The organism is Pseudarthrobacter phenanthrenivorans Sphe3 (assembly GCF_000189535.1).
GTDB classification, from domain to species: domain Bacteria; phylum Actinomycetota; class Actinomycetes; order Actinomycetales; family Micrococcaceae; genus Arthrobacter; species Arthrobacter phenanthrenivorans.
On sequence record NC_015145.1, the window covers coordinates 1970402 to 1984077 of the forward strand.

Here is a 13676-nt window from a genome sequence, read left to right on the forward strand (position 1 = left end):
CGGTGCCTCCCGGTAAAGTTGATCCGATGCCTTTCCTCGACAAAATCCAGCGCTGGGCCGAAGAGCGGCCGCACGACACCGCCGTCGTCATCGCTGGCCAGCGGCTTTCCTGGGCGGAGCTCCGGGATTCGGCGGCGGCGCTGGTGCCCCACACCAAGTCCGTGACCCCGCTCTGCGAGGCCAACTCGGTGGAATTCGCAGCGAAGTTTGCCGCTGCCGTGGCCGGCGCGCGCCAGTGCGCTGTTCTCGACCCGGCGTGGCCCTCCCAGTTGCAGGAGGACATCAGGCACCGCGTCGAGTCCTCTGCAGAGGCTGCCGCGGTGTCCCCTGATGACCCCCTTGCGGACGGCGCACCCGAGGCGACGTTTCTGATCGGCCTGACCTCCGGCACCACGTCCGTCCCCAAGGCCTTTACCAGGTCCCGGAATTCCTGGCGCGAGTCCTTCGAGGCCTCCATCGAGTTTTTCGGCCTCCGGCAGGACGATGTCACGCTGGCTCCCGGTCCGCTGGCGGCGAGCCTGAACCTCTATGCCCTGGCCGAGTGCCTCTATGCCGGCTCGGAATTCCAGACGCTTGAGCACTTTGACGTCGGCGCTGTACATTCCGCCATTACCCATGACCGCGTGACGCGCCTGGTCCTGGTTCCCACCATGCTGAGGATGCTCAGCGAGCGCGGACTGACCGGGTGCGTGGACGCCTCGGGGATCCGGACTATCATCTGCGCGGGGTCCAAGCTCGATACCCGGACCCTGGAAGCCGCGCGGCGCTGGGCGCCCAACGCCACGATCTTCGAGTACTACGGTGCCTCCGAGTTGAGTTTCGTTTCCGGGGCAGGCCTGCCTGCGCGGGAGCTGGCGGTCCCCGGCGGCACCGGCATCGGCAGGGCGTTTCCGGGAGTGGAGGTGCGCATCCTCGACGACGCAGGGCTTCCCGTCCCGGACGGTGAAGCCGGGAACATCTGTGTCCGCAGCCGAATGGTGAGCAACGGCTACCTGTGGGGCGATGACGGCCAGGCGCTGAGGTCCTTCGGCGGATGGTTCACCGTGGGGGACCAGGGGTACCTCGCGGCAGCGGAGCTCCATATTTTGGGCCGGCGCGCCGACATGATCCTCACGGCCGGTAAGAACGTTTACCCGCACGAGGTGGAACTGGCACTGGCAGCGGTACCCGGCGTGGCCGCCGCGGTGGCCGCCGGTATGCCGGACGACCTGCGCGGCCAGCGCGTGGTGGCGGGCGTTGTCCCCTCCCACGGGGGAGTCACGGCCACCCAGCTCAGGGCCGGTCTCGAGGAGATTTTGGCCCGGGACAAACGGCCGCTGCAGTACTATCTGCTGGCCGAGCTGCCGGTCACAGACCGCGGCAAAGTCAGCCGGAGCATGCTGCTGGACTGGATCTCGTCCCGGGACCGGCGGGTACGCCACCTTGCCGGCTGAGCTGCTGCCGCCGGACCGGCAGCCCGTCATCATCTCAGCGTTGCGCACCCCTGTCTGCCGCACGAACGGAGCGCTGCGGGCCCTGCACGCGTATGAACTCCTGGCACCCGTGCTTCGGGAGCTGCTGGCCGGCGTGGACGTTGGGGCGGGAGAGGTCAGCGACGTGGTGATGGGCAACGCGGTGGGCGGTGGCGGTAACGTCGCACGCCTTGCGCTGCTGGAGGCAGGCCTGCCGGTGACCGTCCCAGGCATCACGGTGGACCGCCAGTGCGGTTCCGGACTGGACGCCATTGTCCTCGCGGCGCGGCTGGTGGCGGCGGGCGGCAACCCGCTGTACCTGGCCGGGGGAGTGGAGAGCACCAGCACCGCGCCTCTCCGCGCGCACAGGAATCACGACGGCGGGCCGGAGTTCTACCGGCGCGCCCAGTTCGTGCCGGACAGCTACGGCGACCCGGACATGGGGGTGGCCGCGGAAACCGTGGCACGGAAGTTTGGGGTCAGCAGGGAGCGCCAGGATGCCTTTGCCCTGCGCAGCCACCGCCTGGCGCTGGCCGCCTCTGAAGCCGGATATCTTGACGGCGAACTGGTTCCGCTGGGCGTCGGCGCCGGTACTGTTGCTGCCGACGATGGCCCACGGCGGGGTCTGAACGGCGCGGTAATGTCCAGGTTTCCGCCCGCCTTTGTGGACGGGGGAACTGTCACCGCGGGTAACTCCTGCTTCGACGCGGACGCCGCCTCCGCCGTCGTCGTCACTTCCCTCGAGCGGGCCCGGGACTTGGGCGCTGCCGATGCGCTGCTGCTGGTGGGCGCAGGGACCGCCGGAGTGGAGCCGGACGTCCTTGGAGTCGGTGCGGCCGCCGCCGCCCGGAACGTGCTCACAGCCGCGGGGGTGGCAGCTGACGAGGTTGAGCTGGTGGAGTTTAACGAGGCGTTCGCGTCGCAAACCCTCGCCTGCCTGGATGAACTGGGCATCGATTCGGAACAGGTAAACCTCGACGGCGGCGCGCTGGCTTTGGGGCACGCGTATGGGGCGTCCGGTGCGGTCCTGGTTACCCGCCTGCTGGCGCAGGCACGGCGTGACGAGATGGCGGGAAGCCTTGGCCTTGCCATGATCAGCAGCGCCGGCGGCATGGGAACGGCGGCGCTGCTGGAATACCGGCGGTTGTAGCCGGCGGTCAGTCGTCCGGCTCGCCCAGCCCGCGGGCGGCGAGCGCTTCCCCTGTTTGCCGGGCGAAGGCAACTGAAGTGATGAACACCGGCAGGATCAGCGCCCGGGGATTCCGTTCCAGCCCCCGTGCACGGGCGGAATCCCGGACGTCGGCGAAGGTTCCCGCGATGTAGGGGATGCTGCGGAGCATGATGCCGATGGTCAGGGCGAACCGTTCAGGGTCGGCACCGAGTCTCTTAAAAGGTGTGGCCGCCTTGACCACGCCGTCCAGGAGCTGCTGCACGGGCGTGGTGGCGGTCAGCAGTGATGCCGCCACCACGCAGACAAGGATGTTTACGACGATCCGGGCTGCAGTTGGTGCGCCCAGCTGCCACCACTGGAAGAGCCCGATCACCAGGAGGACGGCGGCGAGGGGGCGGACAGCCGCCCAGAGTTTCCCCGCCCCGGCGCCGGTGAGCAGGAACAGGCCGCACAGTGCCGCGAGCACCGCCACAGAAACGCGCCAGTCCACGATGACGAAGGAGGCCAGGCCGCTGGCAAAGACCAGAAGGAATTTCAAGCCCAGGGGTGCCCGGTGGACTATGGAGTTCCCGGGAACGTAGTTGGCCAGGAGGAAGCCGTGGCCCCTCATCGCGGTTCCCCGGCCTGCAGTCCGTCCAGACAAAGGGAACGGTAGGCCGCCACGGCATCAGCCGGCTCTCCGTCGAACACCACCTGTCCCTGCTCAACCACCAGCACACGGTCCATTTCCAGGGCCAGCTCCAGGTCGTGGGTGGACATGATGATCTGCTGGTCCAGCCCGGCCAGGGTCCTCCGGAGGAGCTCCCGGTTGCGGAGGTCCAGCAGGGTGGAGGGTTCATCGAGCACCAGGACTTTGGGGTTCACCGCCAGGACGGCGGCGAGGGCCATCAGCTGCCGCTCGCCGCCGGACAGCTCGTAGATGCTTTGGTCCGCCAGGTGCAGGAGTCCCAGCCGCTCCAGTGCCGCGTCCGCTGCCGCGCGCCGCTCGGCGGTGTTCTTCACCGAGCGGCGCAGGGACAGTTCCACGTCCTCCCGCCCGGTCGGCATCACCAGCTGGGACAGGGGATCGGTGAAGACAAAGCCGACGTTCCGGCGTACTTTCCGGACGGCACGGACTGTGCTGTCGCCGTCGACCGTTACGCTGCCTGTGCTGGGCTGGACCAGCCCGTTGACCAGGCGCAGCAGTGTGGACTTGCCCGAGCCGTTGGCGCCGATGACGCCCACGCGGGACTCCTCCAGACGGAGCCCGACGTCGCGGAGCAGGACCTTCGGTCCGGGTGCATGGTCCGTTTCGACGGCGACTGTTACCTGGTCAAAGACGACGGCGGGCATGGCGGCGCCTCAGGCCTTCGCAGGCTGGGCGGTGCTGCGCCGGATGCGGCGGACCAGGATGTCCGGGAAGGCACGGTGGAGGGCGACGGCGATGATGGCGGCGAGGATGTTCTTGACCATGTCCCCGGGGTAGAAGACCAGGTCGCTCAGGAAGGCCTGCTCAAGCGTGGCCTTGGTGTTCAGGGCGATGCCGGCGATGCCCAGGGAGTGCACCACCAACGCGCTGGTCACTGCGGCGGAAATGAAGAACCACAGTGCGCGGGCTTTGACGGTCCGGCGGATTACCACGGTAGCCAGCCACCCCACGATGCCGGCAGCGATGGGGAAGGCGATGATGTAGCCCGCCGAGGGGCCGGCAAGGATGCCCAGGCCGCTGCGGCCCTGGCTGAAGATGGGCAGTCCTGCAAGTCCCAGCACGATATAGAGCGCGACGGCGGCGAAGCCCCTTCCCGGGCCCAGCACCAGGCCAGTGAGCATCACGGCCAGCGTCTGGAATGTAATGGGAACACCGAAGCCGTTGACGGCCAGTCCGGGCACCAACGCGGCACCCGCCACGAGGGCGGCGAACACGGCGATCAGGCCAAGGTCGGTAGCGTTCCAGCGGCGGCGCCCGGATGCAGGGGTATTTTTGACGGCAGTATCGGTGTTGCTCATGGCGGTCCTGTCGGGGTTGTACAAGCGGAATCTAATGTACTGCCGACGTTACTGGCGCGGAACACCCCATATTTTGTAGGGGGCCTACTAAAGGGGGCTCCTGCTGCTGAGGGCTGGCCACAACTGCTCTTCAAAACCTTCCGGGCGGTACCTGTCATCCGGGAGGCCAGGGCTGCTGGCCGGCGTTGTAGTGTGATGGCGTGATCGTCCCCAACATTTCCCAGAGCACCGCTGCGGTCGCGGATCACTACGACGAGCTCGATCCGGTTTATCGGCGGGTGTGGGGTGATCATGTCCATCACGGGTTATGGGTGACGGGTCGTGAGACGCCCGGGGAGGCCGTCGAGGCACTGGTCGATACCGTCGGGGAGAGGTTGCGCCTTACGCCTGGGGAGACGTGCGTGGACATCGGCTGCGGCTATGGCTCGACCGCGAGGCGGCTCGCGTCGACACGCGGGGTTCGCGTCACCGGCTTCACCCTTTCCGCTGAGCAGGCCCACTTCGCGGCCGCGCATTCCGTACCGGACGTTGACATCCGGGTGCGCGACTGGCTTGACAACGACGTGGCTGATGCCTCGGTCGATGCCGCGTGGGCGATCGAGTCGAGTGAGCACATGGTGGACAAGCCCGGGTTTTTCGCCGAGGCGCACCGCGTGCTGTTGCCCGGCGGCAGCTTCGTCATCTGCGCGTGGCTCGCCGAGAGCGGTGCTGGCGGGTGGAAGGTCCGCCACCTGCTTGAGCCGATCTGCCGGGAAGGGCGCCTGCCCTCGATGGGCACCCGCGAGGAGTACGAGGCGATGGCAACAGCCGCGGGCTTCGTGGTCACCGGCTACGAGGATGTCAGCCGCCGCGTCGCCCGCACCTGGATGATCTGCGCCGGCAGGCTCGTGAAGGCCTTGTTCACCGACCGTGAGATGCGCCGCCTGGCCCTGCGCGCGCGCAACCGTGTCTTCGTCCTCAGCATTCCGCGCCTGATCCTGGCCTACCGCACCGGTGCGATGCACTACGGGATATTTACGCTCACGAAGGCGAGTGGGAGTGGGCGGGTCAGCAACCAGGACCGGGCTGAAAAGTCGGGTGAATTGCATTCCGGGTAAAGCCGGACTTCGGCAGCCGGGCAGGGTTTCAGGGGTGCAACTCCCCGGGACCGGGCGACGGCGGGTCAGCAGTTGGGGTGTCTTCCCTCAGTTTCTGGGCCAGCATCACGAGGATTCCGCTGGGACCCCGGAGGTATGTGAGTTTGTAGGCGTCGCTGTAGGTGGCCACACCGCGCAGTGGACGGCATCCATGCTTCGCAGCCACCTCAAGGGCTTTGTCCATGTCATCGACCGAGAAAGCCACGCGGTGCATGCCGACATCGTTGGGACGCGTCGGAGCCGTCTCGATCGCCGCGGGGTGGATGTATTCGAAGAGTTCCAGGCGGCCATGGCCGTCCGGGGTCTGGAGCATCGCGATCCGGGCATGGTTGCCGTCCAGGCCGACGGCGGTGTCCGTCCACTCGCCGCTGACAGTGTCCCGGCCAATGACCGCGAGTCCGAGGTCGGTGAAGAAGGCAATTGCTGCTTCGAGGTCGCGCACGGCGATACCGACGTTCTCAAGTTTGATGGCCATGCTTGAAGCTACCAAGCCGGGGCCGGTCAGCTCCAGTGATGGGAGGGCGGCATCTCACGGACGTCGCAACACCTAGCTGAAAGAGGTGTTTGATCATGCGCAGTTCGACGCGCCGATCGCGGAAAGTGGGCCCAGAGGGCTTGGTTGAGAAGAAGCCCTTGTAAGTTCAGCTCATGAAAGAAGGGCACTCCAAGTCGGCAGCATGCACCTGCAGATGTCCTGTTCGCTGCAGAGGAAATCAACAGCCGTCCTAGAGCCGTGCTGGGCTGGTCAAGCGCTTCCGCTAAGTTCGCGACGTATCACGCCGCCGCGGCCAACGTAGCAGGGCGGGGTTCGTCCGTCCCGTGAGGAGATCCCCAATCAGGAGCCTGGAGCGGGCGGCGAGCCACGCTTTACCGGACCCCGTCTCGTCGGCCCGGGCTGTCCTTCAGGCTAGGTTTGTGCCAAGCGCCATAGCCCTGCCCTCGCTAAACGGGGGCTTGGAAACTGCAGGATTTACCAATCCCGCGCGCCTTCAACTCCGGAGAGAATTGCCGATCTCTCGGCAACAAGAGAACGGCTCAACGCCAGTTCGAGGTCCGTCAAAACCGTGTTGAGTGCCGCGAACAATTCCTCGCGCTCCTCCGTTTCGATGAACGGGGATCGCCCGTCGAGACGATTGAACGCGAGCGCGTACTCGCGCCCAAGGTCCGTTAAACGGGCTAACGTGGACTCGTCTTGTTGCGGGCCGACCACCGCGAGAACTTCGCGCCGCGTCTTCTTAAACTGTTCGACAGCTTTCTTGAAGCGGGCTGCGGAAATGTGCTCGCGCCCGTCCCAGTCGCGAAGCGGGTTCTCAAGATTCTCTTTCACCCACTCTGGTTTACGTGCCTTCGAGATGGTGACGCTCGTCCCGTTGAAGACCTCTGAGCGCCATCGTGCCCGCATCGCAAGGGCGTACTCCGAAGGCACGCTGTCCAAGGCGAGGTACTCCAGATCGGGGACTTCGCCAGGGAGCAAACAGTCTGCTTTCGTCATGCCGAATAGTTCGGAGATGAAGAGATTCTTGAGCGAGCGGAGCCGGTTCAGTTCGCCCGCATTCGTGAACTGCCCGAGGCTTCCATCGAGCGTCAGACTTATCAGGTTGGGGAAGATGGCTGTGAGCCGGGCGCCGTCTACTTCGGATAGACCCGCCACCTTGAGACTGCTTACCGCATTTTGAACTGACGCACCGTCGTTCAGCGCCTGCTCAAGATCCGCAGGGGAGAGTTCGAGCGCGCCTGGGTCTTGCCAGTCATGATCGCCCCGGTCCCACGCACGTTGCCGCGCAAGTTGGTCACCTAGACGCCAGCGGCTGGTATAGCTGTTCGAGCTCTGATTGTGCACCAGCGGTAGCCTGCCGAGGACTCGGTAACTCCGAGGGAGCACCCAGTCGCAGTTCGCGTGGGACAACCGCCCCTTCCAGGAATGGTGGGTGAGCCGGAGCGGAGCCACTGCGCCCAAGTCATCCGTTGTCAACGGTTCGGGACCCGACCAATCGAATTCCAACACCCCAACCGTCTTCCAATCGGGGTCGATATCCGTGATCTGCGCAGCGACCCACTCACTGAGAAGGTCGTTGGGGCCGACGACCACGTCCCCGACGGCCAGAGGGCGTGGCGGACCGTCTGAAGTTGTTGCTGACACGGAGGCATCATATGGATTTTCTAATAAGGATTGCCACTGTGCGGGCGTGCGGTGACGGATCCTTTACCGGGACTGGCTATCGGTTGAGCCAGTACGCGTGCCCGATAGCTGCTGAAAGGTTGTTGTCGCTGTACTCGGAAAACTTGGCCCGCAGTTCTTGCAGGTGGGGGCCGTCCCAGGAGCGCCACACTAGGTTCGAGGCGTATTCGATAACGTCGTCCGCTTTGTGCTTGGCCGTTTCGATCTCCCGTGATGAGAAAGTGCTGCCGAGTTCATGCTGTATCTCGATATAGCCCAAGCCATCCTCAACGTAGTGGCTGCCGTATCTCGTATTGAGGAGGTATAGGACGAATACGGCGTTCAGTACATCTAGTTTCTTGGCTTCCTCAATTTCCAATTGCCGCCGCCGGAGACCGTCTTGCCTGTTTTCCTCTGCCATTTCCATCGCACGGGTGAGTTCCCGTTCATAGGCTTCGAGTGGGAACCCTGGTGCGACGGATTGCATTCGTTCGATGGTTTGTTCTCGAGTCCATCCGCGGTAGAGATGGCGGCGGGCATGCCAGCCCGAGCCAGCCCTGATTCGGGCAACTGAGTCAGGTTCACTGGCATCCTCTTGGTGGTGGTCGAGATCCGAGCGTCCGTTTTCGTTCCCCATCATCCAACCTTAGATCGCATCAACAACCGACCCTCTGAGCCGAGGGCCCTTCAACTCGAACTGTAGGCGCGCCTTGCTTCAAGGGCGGGCAATGTCTCGGAGAGTCAGTGTCCGTCCGCCTACATCTACGCGGATGAATCCCTCGTCTTGAGAGAAGCCGTCGTAGCTCCAACCGAAGACAATCAGCGCCTCTGCCGCAAGCAAGAGGAATCTTGCTCTTGTCTCCTCATCAGGGAACTCGTAGGGCTCAATCTGTCCCAAGAGTTTTGCGGTAGGGCTCGCCCCGAAAGACTCAAACCGTCGGAGAATGAACTCTTGCCCAGTTTCCGGATCAGTCAACATGTCACCGGTAACTTCAAAGGGAATTACTGCCTCCCCGACAGTCATTTTGAAGGCGGCCCCGGGGCGATGTGCCAACCCGGCTACCCTTTGCAACGTAACCAGACGATCTGGGTCAGCAACGTACTTGAGCCCCAGGAGTGGATCTTTGTACTCGCGCTTATGGATGTCGAACATAGTCGTTCCTTGTCTGTAAGGGTCGCTCCGGTCACACGCGGGCTGTTTACAAGTGTAGTCCTCAGCTTCGCTGCTATCTCGGCACAGCTTACTTCCGGGTCAGCGTGCCTGGAGTCGGGTTGCGGCACACAACAGAGCCTGGGGTGAAGTTTCACTAGTCCGTGAGAAACCGCCGAGCCTGTTCGGCCGTCGGAACCGGTGCAGTCCCACGGCCAGCATGGCACCATCGAGCTATGACCAAATATCTCATCTCCTTTCCCAGCAAGGCCATGGTGGTCACCGAGGAAGAGTTTCCGGTTGTCGTCGCCGAATCCCACGCCGTGATTGAGGAGGCCAAGGCTGCCGGGGTGTACGTGTTCGGTGGTGGAATCAACGAGGAAGTCGACCCTCTGCTGGTTTCTGCAGACGGGGCAGTCAGCTCCGAGATCTATCCGGGTTCCGAACTCAATGGCGGGTTCACCGTGCTGGAGCTGCCGACGCGTCAGGAGGCTGTTGAATGGGCGGGGAAGATCGCGGCGGCCTGCCGCTGCCCGCAGGAGCTCCGGGAGTTCATGTACGACCCCGCGAGCTAGTTCGCCCCGCCGGGGGACGCAAGCCACTTCGCTGGATGTTCAGCCATATTGGGCGCTTATTGTCCGGGCTGACCCATCTATTGTGAGGTGCCCGCCGTAGGGCAGGATCCACTGCGGACGGGTGTGGCCGAAGGGCACCCCGACGCAGACGACGGCCTCAGGGTTGTAGCGTGTGACCTCCTGGATGACGGCGTCACGCTGGGCTGCCCGGAGACGGGAGCGTTCTTCGGCGTCCGGCCGGGATTCGAAGTTGCTGCTGGGCGGCCTCGCGACGAGGACTCCGTGGACCGCGCCGAGGATGCCACGCTCTCCCATTGAGCGGACCCACCTCCTCACCCAGTCCGCAGGCGGGAGCAGCTCGCTTGTTTCCAGCAGCAGGATGCAACCTGCCAGGTCTTCCACTGGTGGCAGCCGGTCTGCGAGCGCAAGCTCGTCCAGAACCTCCAGGCACCCACCCCAGGTGGACCCCGACACGCGCCTCGCCGGCCCCGCCCAGGTCCACGGCTCCGTGGGCTCCCGTTCCCCGAACTCCGTTAGGGCTCGTGGGTCACGCCAGTCCCTTCCGAAATCCTCGGATTCGCCAGGATCGGTGATGCTGAGTTCGCCGCCGGTCAGCAGCGCTGCGTGCAGGGAAGCGCGGTGGACGGCATCAATGCCGGGACCGGGACCCAGGTGCACCTGGGTGGAACCACCGTAGAAGCCTGCAACCCCTTGCAGCCAAAGCCAATTCAGAAGATGCGTATTGTCGCTGTAGCCAACGAAGATCTTCGGGGCAGCGCGAACCAGTCCGGCGTCCAGGCGGTGAGTGACCGTGATCTGGTCATCACCGCCAATGGTGGCAAGGACCGCCCGGATGGTTGGGTCGGCAAAGGCGGTGTTGAGGTCGGCCGCACGCTCTTCGGCGGTTGCACCGAGTTGGCGGGTTGTTGGAAATTCCACAGGCACCAGACCCGTCACCGAGGCCAGGCGCGTCATGGCCTGCTCATGAATCCCAGGGCAAAGCCCGGAGCCGCGAACGATGGCGACAGAACAGCCACCCGGTCGCCCCGCCGAAGCTTAGGTGCTTGCGTCACGCGTCCCCGTCTCTGCATCGTGCAATTCAAGCACGGGTACACCGCATTCACCTTCCGCCGGAGCATGGACTCGGAGGCGCCGCCCCACATCTTCGGCCGCCATGACGCGGGGCTTTATGGGATTGCTGTTGTCGACCACGCGGCTGGCACGCCGCCAGGGCTGGGCCGCTTCGAAGTAGAGCCGCTGGCCTCCAACATAGCGGGCCATGGAGGGGTGTTCCGGATCCGGATTCGTGCCATCCCGCTTGTGCATCCGGCGGGCAGTCTCCGCGAAGGGGACATCGAGGAAGACCGAGTAGTCCCATACAGCCACCAGCTCATCCCGGTGAAGGAACATGCCCTCGACGATCACCAGGGCGTCAGCCGCCGACTGCACTGCCGGCACTTCCACATAGCGGTCGGTGCCGTAGTCCGTTGCTGCCGGACGGTACAGTCCGCTGCCGCCCCGGCCCAGAGGCAGGAGCGCGTAGTCCAGGAGGCTCCCGTAGTCATAGGTATCCAGCCAGAACCCCTCCGGGGACTGCCGCCCCCGCCGGTGCCTGACCGCGCGCAGATTCAGGAAGTCATCGGCGTGGATGAGGACGACCGGCCGGCCGCGGACCGCTGCCGCCAAGCCGGCGGCAAAAGTCGACTTTCCGCTGCCGTCCACCCCGTCAACTGCAACAAGCGTGCGTCCTCCGGAGCCGGCGGGTATGTCAGCCGCAAGAAGCTCCAGCAGTCGTGCCCGGCGGTCCTGAATCGTTCTGCCCATCCCGCCAATACTGCCACCCGGATGCACTGCGGTTCGGGAAGGAGGCCTTGGACGGTAGACTTGAGAGGGCCGTTTCTGCGGCCATTGCCGCCCACGCCCCCCATAGACGTCCCGGGTTGCGGCACCTCCCTGCTGTGAAAGGCTTTACCTGCTGTGATTACTGTCCAGGATCTCGAACTGCGTGCCGGCGCCCGGCTCCTGATGGACCAGGTGAGTTTCCGCATCGACAAGGGAGACAAGATCGGCCTGGTGGGCCGCAACGGCGCCGGGAAGACTACTCTCACCAGGGTTCTGGCCGGTGAAGGACTGCCTGCCGCGGGCAAGGTGACCCGCAGCGGCGAAATCGGCTACCTGCCCCAGGATCCCCGCACCCCGGACATGGAGCAGCTCGCACGGGACCGGATCCTGTCCGTCCGCGGCCTGGACATCGCCGTCGGAAAACTCCGGGTGGCCCACGAGGAAATGGCCAGCGAGGATGCGGCGGTCCAGCGCAAGGCGATGAACCGTTACGACCGGCTTGAATCCGAGTTCCTGGCAGCCGGCGGTTACGCCGCCGAGGCGGAAGCCGCGGCCATCTGCTCCAACCTGGCGCTCCCGGACCGCCTGCTGAACCAGCCGCTCAAGACCCTCTCCGGCGGACAGCGTCGCCGCGTGGAACTGGCCCGCATCCTGTACTCGGACGCCGAGACCATGCTCCTCGATGAGCCCACCAACCACCTCGACGCCGACTCCATCGCCTGGCTGCGTGACTTCCTGAAAAACCACCAGGGCGGCCTGATCGTGATCAGCCACGACACCGAACTGCTCGAAGCCACCGTCAACAAGGTGTTCCTGCTCGACGCCAACCGCGCACAGATCGACTTCTACAACATGGACTGGAAGCGCTACCTCACGCAGCGCGAAACCGATGAGCGCGCCCGCAAGCGTGAACGCGCCAACGCCGAGAAGAAGGCCCAGGTCCTGATGGACCAGGCCAACAAGATGCGCGCCAAGGCCACCAAGGCAGTCGCTGCCCAGAACATGGCCAAGCGCGCCGAGCGCCTGCTGAGCGGACTCGAGGCTGTCCGCGAGCAGGACCGGGTGGCAGCGCTGCGGTTCCCGGATCCGTCACCATGCGGCAAGACCCCGCTCACCGCAGAAGGGCTCAGCAAGTCCTACGGTTCGCTGGAGATCTTCACGGACGTGGACCTTGCGATCGACCGTGGCTCGAAAGTTGTCATCCTTGGCCTGAACGGTGCCGGCAAGACCACGCTCCTGAGGATGCTCGCCGGCGTGGACCAGCCTGACACGGGCGACATCATTCCCGGCCACGGCCTGAAGGTGGGCTACTACGCCCAGGAGCACGAAACCCTTGATGTGGACAGGACCGTGCTGGAGAACATGCGCTCCGCGGCCCCCGACATGAAGGACGCGGAGGTCCGCGGCATACTGGGCTCGTTCCTGTTCTCCGGCGACGACGTGGACAAGCCCGCCGGCGTCCTCTCCGGCGGTGAGAAGACCCGCCTTGCCCTGGCTACCATCGTGGCCTCCAGCGCCAATGTCCTGCTCCTTGATGAGCCCACCAACAACCTGGACCCGGCCAGCCGCGCTGAGATCCTGGGCGCACTGCGCAACTACACGGGCGCCGTCGTCCTGGTCAGCCACGACGAGGGCGCCGTCGAGGCGCTCAACCCGGAGCGTGTCGTCCTGCTCCCGGACGGCGTCGAGGACCACTGGAACGAGGACTACCTGGACCTGATCACGCTGGCTTAGCGAACGGTCAGTTCACGGGCGGCTGTGATCCTGCGCAAATCCTCATAGGTGATGCTGAACATGGAGTAATGGTCGCCGGCTCCGGCCCACAGGAGTTCCTGCGCCTGGAGCGAGTCATCCAGCAGCGTCCTGATCCCGTTCGGGTGCCCCACCGGGGCGACCCCGCCAACGGCTTGGCCGGTGTGATGCAGGACGAAGTCGGGGGAGGCCCTGCGGATCCGCCCTTCGCCGAGGTGGCCTTCCACCAGCTTGGTGTCCACCCGGGCGGCGCCGCTTGCGAGGATCAGCAGGGGCCCGCCGTTCAGCTCAAAGACGAGGCTGTTGGTGATGGCTGCAACATCACAGGCCAATGCCTCAGCCGCCGCCACGGCAGTGGGTACGCCGGCCGGGAAGGTGCGGACGGTGTCACCCAAACCCGCAGCAACCAGCGCTGACCGCACACGGGCCACCGGCCCGCCGTCGTGCTCCGCCAT

15 protein-coding genes are annotated in these 13676 nt (G+C 65.2%); 5 read left to right on the top strand and 10 right to left on the bottom strand.

What is annotated here, in order from left to right:
• Positions 1–26: 26 nt before the first annotated feature.
• Both ASPHE3_RS09025 and ASPHE3_RS09030 read left to right on the top strand, forming a co-directional pair.
• Complete coding sequence (locus tag ASPHE3_RS09025) at positions 27–1433, top strand: class I adenylate-forming enzyme family protein (RefSeq protein WP_013600916.1); 1407 nt, start codon at positions 27–29, stop codon at positions 1431–1433.
• A complete protein-coding gene (locus tag ASPHE3_RS09030; protein ID WP_013600917.1) occupies positions 1423–2601 on the top strand; it encodes a thiolase family protein in 1179 nt (392 codons plus the stop codon). The genes ASPHE3_RS09025 and ASPHE3_RS09030 overlap by 11 nt, the downstream gene beginning before the upstream one ends.
• 7 nt (positions 2602–2608) lie before the next feature.
• Here ASPHE3_RS09030 and ASPHE3_RS09035 read toward each other — a convergent pair whose 3' ends face one another.
• Genes ASPHE3_RS09035 through ASPHE3_RS09045 form a run of 3 tightly spaced genes read right to left on the bottom strand, consistent with a single transcriptional unit; the run spans position 2609 to position 4608 of the window.
• The gene (locus ASPHE3_RS09035) at positions 2609–3232 is read right to left on the bottom strand and encodes an energy-coupling factor transporter transmembrane component T family protein (RefSeq protein WP_013600918.1); all 624 of its coding nucleotides are present in this window, start codon (positions 3230–3232) and stop codon (positions 2609–2611) included.
• Positions 3229–3954 carry an energy-coupling factor ABC transporter ATP-binding protein gene (locus tag ASPHE3_RS09040; RefSeq protein ID WP_013600919.1) on the bottom strand — a complete coding sequence of 242 codons (726 nt, stop codon included), beginning with the start codon at positions 3952–3954 and terminating at the stop codon, positions 3229–3231. The genes ASPHE3_RS09035 and ASPHE3_RS09040 overlap by 4 nt, the downstream gene beginning before the upstream one ends.
• A gap of 9 nt (positions 3955–3963) precedes the next feature.
• Positions 3964–4608, bottom strand: coding sequence for a biotin transporter BioY (locus tag ASPHE3_RS09045; protein ID WP_013600920.1), 645 nt, complete (start codon positions 4606–4608; stop codon positions 3964–3966).
• 200 nt (positions 4609–4808) lie between these two features.
• Here ASPHE3_RS09045 and ASPHE3_RS09050 point away from each other — a divergent pair, with 200 nt between their 5' ends.
• Positions 4809–5705 carry an SAM-dependent methyltransferase gene (locus tag ASPHE3_RS09050; RefSeq protein ID WP_013600921.1) on the top strand — a complete coding sequence of 299 codons (897 nt, stop codon included), beginning with the start codon at positions 4809–4811 and terminating at the stop codon, positions 5703–5705.
• Positions 5706–5733: 28 nt separating this feature from the next.
• Here the strand turns inward: ASPHE3_RS09050 and ASPHE3_RS09055 are convergent, their stop codons facing one another.
• From ASPHE3_RS09055 to ASPHE3_RS09070, 4 genes are all read right to left on the bottom strand, one after another.
• Positions 5734–6219, bottom strand: coding sequence for a VOC family protein (locus tag ASPHE3_RS09055; RefSeq protein WP_013600922.1), 486 nt, complete (start codon positions 6217–6219; stop codon positions 5734–5736).
• Positions 6220–6714: 495 nt separating this feature from the next.
• Positions 6715–7884 carry a hypothetical protein gene (locus ASPHE3_RS09060; protein WP_254363022.1) on the bottom strand — a complete coding sequence of 390 codons (1170 nt, stop codon included), beginning with the start codon at positions 7882–7884 and terminating at the stop codon, positions 6715–6717.
• Between the two features lie 76 nt (positions 7885–7960).
• Positions 7961–8542, bottom strand: a complete 582-nt coding sequence (locus ASPHE3_RS22030; RefSeq protein WP_148258091.1) for a hypothetical protein — start codon at positions 8540–8542, stop codon at positions 7961–7963.
• A 75-nt stretch (positions 8543–8617) separates the two neighbouring features.
• Positions 8618–9055 (bottom strand): hypothetical protein, encoded by a 438-nt coding sequence (locus ASPHE3_RS09070; RefSeq protein WP_013600925.1) that lies wholly within the window; start codon positions 9053–9055, stop codon positions 8618–8620.
• 233 nt (positions 9056–9288) lie between these two features.
• On the opposite strand from ASPHE3_RS09070, the gene ASPHE3_RS09075 reads away from it, so the two are divergent.
• Complete coding sequence (locus ASPHE3_RS09075; RefSeq protein ID WP_013600926.1) at positions 9289–9627, top strand: YciI family protein; 339 nt, start codon at positions 9289–9291, stop codon at positions 9625–9627.
• A 39-nt stretch (positions 9628–9666) separates the two neighbouring features.
• Here ASPHE3_RS09075 and ASPHE3_RS09080 read toward each other — a convergent pair whose 3' ends face one another.
• Positions 9667–10602, bottom strand: coding sequence for an LD-carboxypeptidase (locus ASPHE3_RS09080; RefSeq protein WP_013600927.1), 936 nt, complete (start codon positions 10600–10602; stop codon positions 9667–9669).
• A gap of 81 nt (positions 10603–10683) precedes the next feature.
• The gene (locus tag ASPHE3_RS09085; protein ID WP_013600928.1) at positions 10684–11451 is read right to left on the bottom strand and encodes a nucleoside/nucleotide kinase family protein; all 768 of its coding nucleotides are present in this window, start codon (positions 11449–11451) and stop codon (positions 10684–10686) included.
• 153 nt (positions 11452–11604) lie between these two features.
• Here ASPHE3_RS09085 and ASPHE3_RS09090 point away from each other — a divergent pair, with 153 nt between their 5' ends.
• Positions 11605–13203: an ABC-F family ATP-binding cassette domain-containing protein gene (locus ASPHE3_RS09090; RefSeq protein ID WP_013600929.1), complete on the top strand. Its 1599-nt coding sequence runs from the start codon at positions 11605–11607 to the stop codon at positions 13201–13203.
• Here the strand turns inward: ASPHE3_RS09090 and ASPHE3_RS09095 are convergent.
• Complete coding sequence (locus ASPHE3_RS09095; RefSeq protein ID WP_013600930.1) at positions 13200–13676, bottom strand: YbaK/EbsC family protein; 477 nt, start codon at positions 13674–13676, stop codon at positions 13200–13202. The genes ASPHE3_RS09090 and ASPHE3_RS09095 overlap by 4 nt on opposite strands.

What these genes read in the sequence shown, in the direction of transcription:
- ASPHE3_RS09045 (WP_013600920.1), bottom strand. Translation starts at nt 4,608, where the DNA reads ATGAGCAACACCGATACTGCCGTCAAAAATACCCCTGCATCCGGGCGC.
- ASPHE3_RS09040 (WP_013600919.1), bottom strand. Translation starts at nt 3,954, where the DNA reads ATGCCCGCCGTCGTCTTTGACCAGGTAACAGTCGCCGTCGAAACGGAC.
- ASPHE3_RS09070 (WP_013600925.1), bottom strand. Translation starts at nt 9,055, where the DNA reads ATGTTCGACATCCATAAGCGCGAGTACAAAGATCCACTCCTGGGGCTC.
- ASPHE3_RS09095 (WP_013600930.1), bottom strand. Translation starts at nt 13,676, where the DNA reads ATGGCGGAGCACGACGGCGGGCCGGTGGCCCGTGTGCGGTCAGCGCTG.
- ASPHE3_RS09080 (WP_013600927.1), bottom strand. Translation starts at nt 10,602, where the DNA reads ATGACGCGCCTGGCCTCGGTGACGGGTCTGGTGCCTGTGGAATTTCCA.
- ASPHE3_RS09035 (WP_013600918.1), bottom strand. Translation starts at nt 3,232, where the DNA reads ATGAGGGGCCACGGCTTCCTCCTGGCCAACTACGTTCCCGGGAACTCC.
- ASPHE3_RS09025 (WP_013600916.1), top strand. Translation starts at nt 27, where the DNA reads ATGCCTTTCCTCGACAAAATCCAGCGCTGGGCCGAAGAGCGGCCGCAC.
- ASPHE3_RS09075 (WP_013600926.1), top strand. Translation starts at nt 9,289, where the DNA reads ATGACCAAATATCTCATCTCCTTTCCCAGCAAGGCCATGGTGGTCACC.
- ASPHE3_RS09055 (WP_013600922.1), bottom strand. Translation starts at nt 6,219, where the DNA reads ATGGCCATCAAACTTGAGAACGTCGGTATCGCCGTGCGCGACCTCGAA.
- ASPHE3_RS09085 (WP_013600928.1), bottom strand. Translation starts at nt 11,451, where the DNA reads ATGGGCAGAACGATTCAGGACCGCCGGGCACGACTGCTGGAGCTTCTT.
- ASPHE3_RS22030 (WP_148258091.1), bottom strand. Translation starts at nt 8,542, where the DNA reads ATGATGGGGAACGAAAACGGACGCTCGGATCTCGACCACCACCAAGAG.